Annotated in this window: 7 protein-coding genes and 2 pseudogenes; 6 read left to right on the forward strand and 3 right to left on the reverse strand. The window is 61.7% G+C overall.

All coding sequences use genetic code 11. The annotated features are described in order from the left end of the window. Positions 1-187: pseudogene (locus tag GSQ83_RS13130) on the reverse strand (ISL3 family transposase); the annotation flags it as partial. A 2-nt stretch (positions 188-189) separates the two neighbouring features. On the opposite strand from GSQ83_RS13130, the pseudogene GSQ83_RS13135 reads away from it, so the two are divergent. Further along, a pseudogene (locus tag GSQ83_RS13135) lies at positions 190-752 on the forward strand (transposase); the annotation flags it as partial. Here the strand turns inward: GSQ83_RS13135 and GSQ83_RS13140 are convergent. Beyond that, a complete protein-coding gene (locus GSQ83_RS13140; RefSeq protein WP_158803344.1) occupies positions 729-962 on the reverse strand; it encodes a hypothetical protein in 234 nt (77 codons plus the stop codon). The pseudogene GSQ83_RS13135 and the gene GSQ83_RS13140 sit on opposite strands and share 24 nt — an antisense overlap. A 254-nt stretch (positions 963-1,216) precedes the next feature. On the opposite strand from GSQ83_RS13140, the gene GSQ83_RS13145 reads away from it, so the two are divergent. From GSQ83_RS13145 to GSQ83_RS13160, 4 genes are all read left to right on the forward strand, one after another. Continuing rightward, the gene (locus GSQ83_RS13145) at positions 1,217-1,858 is read left to right on the forward strand and encodes a dihydrofolate reductase family protein (RefSeq protein ID WP_158803345.1); all 642 of its coding nucleotides are present in this window, start codon (positions 1,217-1,219) and stop codon (positions 1,856-1,858) included. A 517-nt stretch (positions 1,859-2,375) separates the two neighbouring features. After that, positions 2,376-3,413: a cyclase family protein gene (locus tag GSQ83_RS13150; RefSeq protein WP_158803346.1), complete on the forward strand. Its 1,038-nt coding sequence runs from the start codon at positions 2,376-2,378 to the stop codon at positions 3,411-3,413. A gap of 428 nt (positions 3,414-3,841) precedes the next feature. Beyond that, the gene (locus GSQ83_RS13155; protein WP_158803347.1) at positions 3,842-4,120 is read left to right on the forward strand and encodes a hypothetical protein; all 279 of its coding nucleotides are present in this window, start codon (positions 3,842-3,844) and stop codon (positions 4,118-4,120) included. Positions 4,121-4,520: 400 nt separating this feature from the next. Next, the gene (locus tag GSQ83_RS13160) at positions 4,521-4,814 is read left to right on the forward strand and encodes a hypothetical protein (RefSeq protein WP_158803348.1); all 294 of its coding nucleotides are present in this window, start codon (positions 4,521-4,523) and stop codon (positions 4,812-4,814) included. A 220-nt stretch (positions 4,815-5,034) separates the two neighbouring features. Here the strand turns inward: GSQ83_RS13160 and GSQ83_RS13165 are convergent, their stop codons facing one another. Beyond that, complete coding sequence (locus GSQ83_RS13165) at positions 5,035-5,457, reverse strand: SDR family NAD(P)-dependent oxidoreductase (RefSeq protein ID WP_256367229.1); 423 nt, start codon at positions 5,455-5,457, stop codon at positions 5,035-5,037. A 170-nt stretch (positions 5,458-5,627) separates the two neighbouring features. Here GSQ83_RS13165 and GSQ83_RS13170 point away from each other — a divergent pair. After that, positions 5,628-5,985 (forward strand): NAD-dependent epimerase/dehydratase family protein (locus tag GSQ83_RS13170; RefSeq protein ID WP_216850135.1); only part of this gene is annotated, 358 nt, incomplete at its 3' end.

Consider the following 5,985-nt stretch of genomic DNA (forward strand, 5'->3'; position numbering starts at 1 on the left):
GATAACCTTCGTATTGAATCCGTTCGGCAGCGGTGAGCAGCTTGGGGTTGATCGTGGCCGCGCCAACGACAGAGCGGATCTGACGCATCGACTTGCAGACCGCGTCGAGAAAGGCACGGCTCGCATTTTCCATCAGGTGCCAGCGGTCGGCGACCTGTGTCGCATCGGGCAACGCTTTGGCCGCGGCAGCCGCACGGACCGCGCAACCATGACGGCACCATCATTCCCGATGCGATCGACATGTGTGGGGCACCGACATGACCACGACCTGGACGGCGGAAGGCCAGGTGGCGGTCTTCATTGCAGTCGATCACCACAACGCCGAGTGCGTCGGCGTTCATGCCGCTCGACGTGGGACCCGTTTTGAAGCCCTCGAACCGCTGCGCCAGGGCGTACGACGGCACTTCGGCGCCATCGGCAAGGATGTCGCCCGCGGCCTGGCCGTTCGTCACGATCATGGCTCGCAATACATGTCCGACACCTTCCAGACCGAGATGGGCTTCCTGGGCATTCAGAGCTCGCCAGCTTTCATCCGTGCGCCGGAGGGAAATGGCTGCGCAGAACGCTTCATCCGAACGCTCAAGGAAAATCTGCTCTGGATCCGGACCTTCGCCACCGTCGAAGAACTCCGGCTCGCGCTGCTCGCCTTCCGCCACATCTACAACACCACCTGGCTCATCCAGAGGCTCAATTACCAAACTCCCGCTCAAGTCAGGCAGCAGCAGCTTTCAGCCGTCGCAATCGCCGCGTAGGCTGCCCACAGATGTCTCATCAACCGCGGGCAGTACACCCCCCTGGATGACGCGCACGACGTCCGCGGGTAGATGGGCCGCTGCGACCCTGTCGGCCGGGTGCACCGACCGCCGGCCGACGCTTTCTACCCTCGTCTGAACGACCCGGGTAAGTTCCGCCTCGTCGACAGCATGGAGGTCCGAGGAGATGAGCGTCGCCTGGTCGTTCATAGATCGCCCTCCCTGGATAAGAACAAAACATGAACACGACGGTGAGTGGGGTCCCGGATACGGATGTGGGACGGATTGGGAACCGATTGGTTACCGATTGCCCGCGGTCCGCAGTGGGCTTCGTATTCGATCAAGCTGATTTGAGACTGCGAGGGCCGATGCAGCGCGTTCTAGACCAGACTCCCGCCTTTTCGAACAACCTCAGACCGCGCAAGACTCAACTGGTTGCAGTTCACAATCAGATGGAGGTTCCCATGGCCAAGGTGCGCGTAGCGGGCTTGGGAGTGTCCATCGACGGCTTCGGGGCCGGCCCGGACCAGAGCCTGGAGTCTCCGCTCGGCAAACGGGGCCAGGAGTTGATGAGTTGGTTCTTCCCGACCCGGACTTTTCGATCGATGGTCGGGAAAGAGGGAGGGACCGAAGGTGCTGACGATCGCTTCGCCCGCGCCGCGATGGAAGGTTTCGGCGCCTTCATCCTCGGCCGTAATATGTTCGGGCCGGCCGGCGACGACTGGGGCGGGCCCGACTGGAAGGGCTGGTGGGGCGACAATCCCCCGTATCACGCGCCGACCTTCATCCTCACGCACCACGCCCGGCGGCCAATCGTGATGGAGGGCGGGACGACCTTCCATTTCGTCACCGACGGGATCGAGGCGGCGCTCTCCCAGGCCAAGGCCGCCGCGGGCGACCTGGACGTGAAGATCGGCGGCGGAGTTTCGACGGTCCGTCAGTACCTGCTCGCAGGAGCGATCGACGAGTTGCACCTGGCGCTGTCGCCCGTCGTTCTGGGTCGTGGCGAATCCCTGTTCGCAGGTGTCGACCTGCCAGGCCTTGGCTATCGGGTAACGGAGGTGGTCCCAACCGAACTGGCGACCCACCTCGCGCTGACGCGCTAACCTGATTAGAATTGAGACTGAGTGATCGTAAGAGATCGGGAGTGATCCCCAATGAGAACGGCAATCATCGGCGACGCGATCACTGGCGATCACTTAAAATCAGACACGGATGGCAGGATAGGCATTGTGGGGCCACAGGTTTGGGAAGCCGCAGGACCGTCGAATGACGCGCGGATGGATGGTAGGCGCCGTGCTGAAATTGAGCAGCGAACCAGTCTGTTGACGGTCCGGCGCTCCCCAATCACAAAGCGACCTTCCCCTCCTCCCTGCGCAGTAGCCAAAGCAAAAGATATCGATCGGATGGCGGCGAAACCCGTCCGTCGTCAGGCGTTCCTATCTTGCGGGAACCCGCGCAGGGACGCTCTGGGCTTCCCGCCGAATGGTCGAGCATCTCTGATAGGCTGAATGGCTTGGAGGTGGTGATGGTGGAGAGGAGAAGGGCGCGCCGGGCGTTCTCGGACGCATTCGAGCGCCGGCGGCGTCAGCTTATCGGCAACAGTAAAATGCGAGGTCAACCATGAGCCCTCCTTCGGAAGCTCGAAATACGCCCGGCATGCTCCGGCGTGACGTCCTGGGGGGTGCCGCCGCCATCGCTGGCGCGGCACTACTGGCGAACCCGGCGGCGCTGGCCGCCGGCGAAACCTCTGCACTGCCGTCCATCGCGAACGACGCCGACCTGGAGCGGGCATTGCCGGCATTGTCCAATTGGGGGCGATGGGGCGCGGCGGACCAGCTCGGCACGCTGAACTTCACGTCCGCAGCGACGAAACTCGCGGCGGCGGCGCTGATTCGTTCGGGGCGTGTCGTTTCGCTCGCCAGAGAGTTCTCGCCTAGCACGCCCGAGTTGCGAAACTTCAGCTACGCGATGAAGCGCTACGAGGACCCACTCCCCGAGGAAGCTGGCTGTTACGACGTGGTCGGGATGACTTGCCACGGCTTCGCTATCACCCATCTCGACGCGTTGTGCCACGTCTTCACGCCGGCCGGCGCGCAGGGGATGTATAACGGCTTCTCGGTCGCGGACGTGACGCCAGCCGGGGCGGTGCGATTGGGGATCGAACACGTCGCCGAGGCCGGCATCGTCGGGCGCGGAGTCCTGCTCGACGTGGCCGAGGTGCGAGGCGCCCCGCTAGCGCCGGGCTCGGCGATCATGCTGGAAGACCTTGAGGCGGCCGAGCGTCTGCACGGCGTGTGGGTCGGCGAGGGCGACATCCTGTTCGTGCGCAACGGTGGCGGACCGGGCAACACCTACAAGCACGGGACCGGCCTCCATGCCTCGTGCCTGCCGTGGCTGCGCGACCGGCGCGTGGCGGTGCTGAGCAGCGATTCCGACAACGACATCCATCCCGCGCAGCCCGGCTTCGAGCGCTGGAGCGAGCCCATGCACATGGTGGGGATCGCCTACATGGGCCTCACGCTGCTCGACCAGACCGAGCTGGACGGCATCGCGGCCGCTTGCGCCGACGAGCGACGGTGGGACTTCTTTGTGACCGTAGCGCCGTGGCGCATGAAGGGGGCCACCGGCTCGGCGGTGAACCCGTTGGCAATGTTCTGATCGCACCTCTCAGGCGACGATGCACAAGGTCATCAAAAGCGGTCGGCTTTCGGCTGTAAAAAAACGATGGTGGGATGTATCGGATCAATCCCACGGAGCTGGAGCGTCTACCAACCTAAGCCAACCGTTGACGTAAGGTCGACGGAAGCCGAGAGCACCCCCGATATAGAAGCGTCCAAAAATATCTGTGTATCGGCTTCTGGGTTTCAGAGGGCGCAGAGCTCAGGGACATGCCTCGATTGCGGCATTCCGCCCGGGAATCATCAAGAGAGGCACGGTAAGCGAATTTTTTCGTGTCGCAACGGCCGTCGATGTGATCGACATCGCAAGCCATAGAGCCGGGTATTCGGTAGAACGGTGGTCTCGCCAGGCGGCATCTGGATCTCCCAGCTGATGCGGCTGGCGCCCCGCAGTGGTCGAAAGTGGTCATGGCTTCGCTGTTCCGGCATTCGAACAACTCAACTCCATTGGACCTGGAGGCCCCGCCGATACTGGGTGCCCAGTGCCGCTTGGCCTACGCGGTCAACTTCGACAAGGTCCGCCATATCGACTTCGCGACCCGCGACGATGCGCTGGATTTATCTGACGTCGCACAACCCCCTCACGTCGCGCAGCACTCCCGGCGTCCTCGTCCGGATGCAGACACTCAATATGCCGCCAGCGCCACCAACCATTGGCACTGCCCCGGGATGGCTGCGCGGCTCTAGAGAACCCTCCTGCTGCTAAATGAGGCGCAGGTTTCGGCGTCCGGGGACAGAATGCCGAGCCCCATACGCCTTCGGCACAGGATGAGCGGTCGGTCGCCGCCTCATAGGTCAGGCCCACAGTAACCTCAACTACGGACATCACTCGCCCCAGCAGGACCCACTTTGGCTGGCCGCCTCGATTGAGGCAACTCCCCCTCCCCTCGCCCATAGGCACGGTAAAAACAGAATACAGTCCGTCGGAAAGTGGGATAGTTTCTAGACATTCTAACCTGTCTTTATAAGACTGCAAGTATGCTGTCGCCAGACCGACGCACTGTGCACGCGCCGATCTGGACCGTCTCTTCCGAGCCAATCGAGAGCATTAGCAGTTCGCGGAGCGCGGCACAGTCCCGGTCCGGCCATGGTAGAGCCGCCGACAACCCCTGCAACAAAGGTCGACGTCGCTGGCATCGGTAAGCACCCCGACATCGCCGACGACGACATCCATGCGATATGGCCTCGGGTTGCCGGCAAGGCTGCGTCAGACCTCAGCTTCGACGAGGATTTTCAACTGGTCATCCGCCGGATCCAGCAAGGCTTCGAAGCCATCGTGAACGATCGCATCCAGGTCACCCGCTTTGTTACGATTAATTCGGGCTGCATGATACCCGACGCGAAGATGGCCGCGACCCTCGGCCACATCAGCGTCGAGTAGCACCATGATTCACACGGCTTGCGGCTCATTGGCTCACGGCGAACGAACGACTGACCTTCAGGAAGATCGTAGGCGTTGCAGCGAATCAATTGGCGCAATGATTTTACTGAGCTTTTTCCGTCTCGGGGTGCCATAGTGACAGACCTCTTAAGGTCTCAATCGGAGCGGCGCTCCGCATGCGATTGTAGCTCCGCTTGCACGTCTATCTAAGTGACCGGTCTTAGGGCACGACGGTATTACCATCCCAAGCAACGACATTGCCCGTATCGGATGGAGTTAGACCATCGATCACCATCAGCAATCGCGACGCGGCCGCCATCGGTGTGAACAGCCGGTTCTCTGGTACGCTCCGCTGGAAGGGTCGGCTAAGTTCCGTGTCAACTGTCCCGGGGTGCAACCCGACGCAAATCGTCTGAGGACTACGGTGCGCGGTTTCGATCGCAAGGTTACGGACGAACATGTTAAGCGCTGCCTTGGAGGCACGATAGCTGTGCCAGCCGCCACTTCGGTTGTCGCCGATGCTGCCTACGCGGGCAGATAACACGGCGAAAACGTTTCGGCCCGAGAGAGTCAGCCGTGGTAGCATGTGCTTTGCGACGATAGCCGGTCCTACCGCGTTAGTGCGGCTGGTGATCGTTGCCACAGGCGCGTTACAAGGCAATGGTATCCCGCCGCCTGAGAAGACTTATCGGATGATTGATGCCGCGGGGATGCTCGAAAGCTACCAAATTACTTGCGGCTAATGTCGACGGCACAAGAGCCATATGCCACAAGTTTCAACTTCTATAACAATAGCACCGATCGAGGCCCCTGATGTCCATGGAAACCAAACGTGTTCTCGTCGCTGGTGTGCAAGGTGTCATCGGCCGGGCGGCGGCCGAGCGCTTTGCCCATCTGCAGCAAACCAAAGTTCTTGGGCTGTCGCGCCGGCCAGGGGACTTGGTCGACGTTGAGCACATTTCGGTCGATCTGCTCTCCCCGACTGACGTGCGATCAAAGCTCGCGAACCTGACGGACATCACTCACGTCGTTTTTGCCCCGTACATAGAGAAACCGACGGCTGCGCAGCGAAGCTCGGTTAATGTCGCGCTGCTAGAAAACTTGCTTGACGTCATAGAGCCAGCATCACCGAGCCTTCGGCACATCGCATTCTACCAGGGTGGCAAGGCCT

The organism is Acidisoma sp. L85 (genome assembly GCF_009765865.1).
Classification (GTDB): Bacteria; Pseudomonadota; Alphaproteobacteria; order Acetobacterales; family Acetobacteraceae; genus Acidisoma.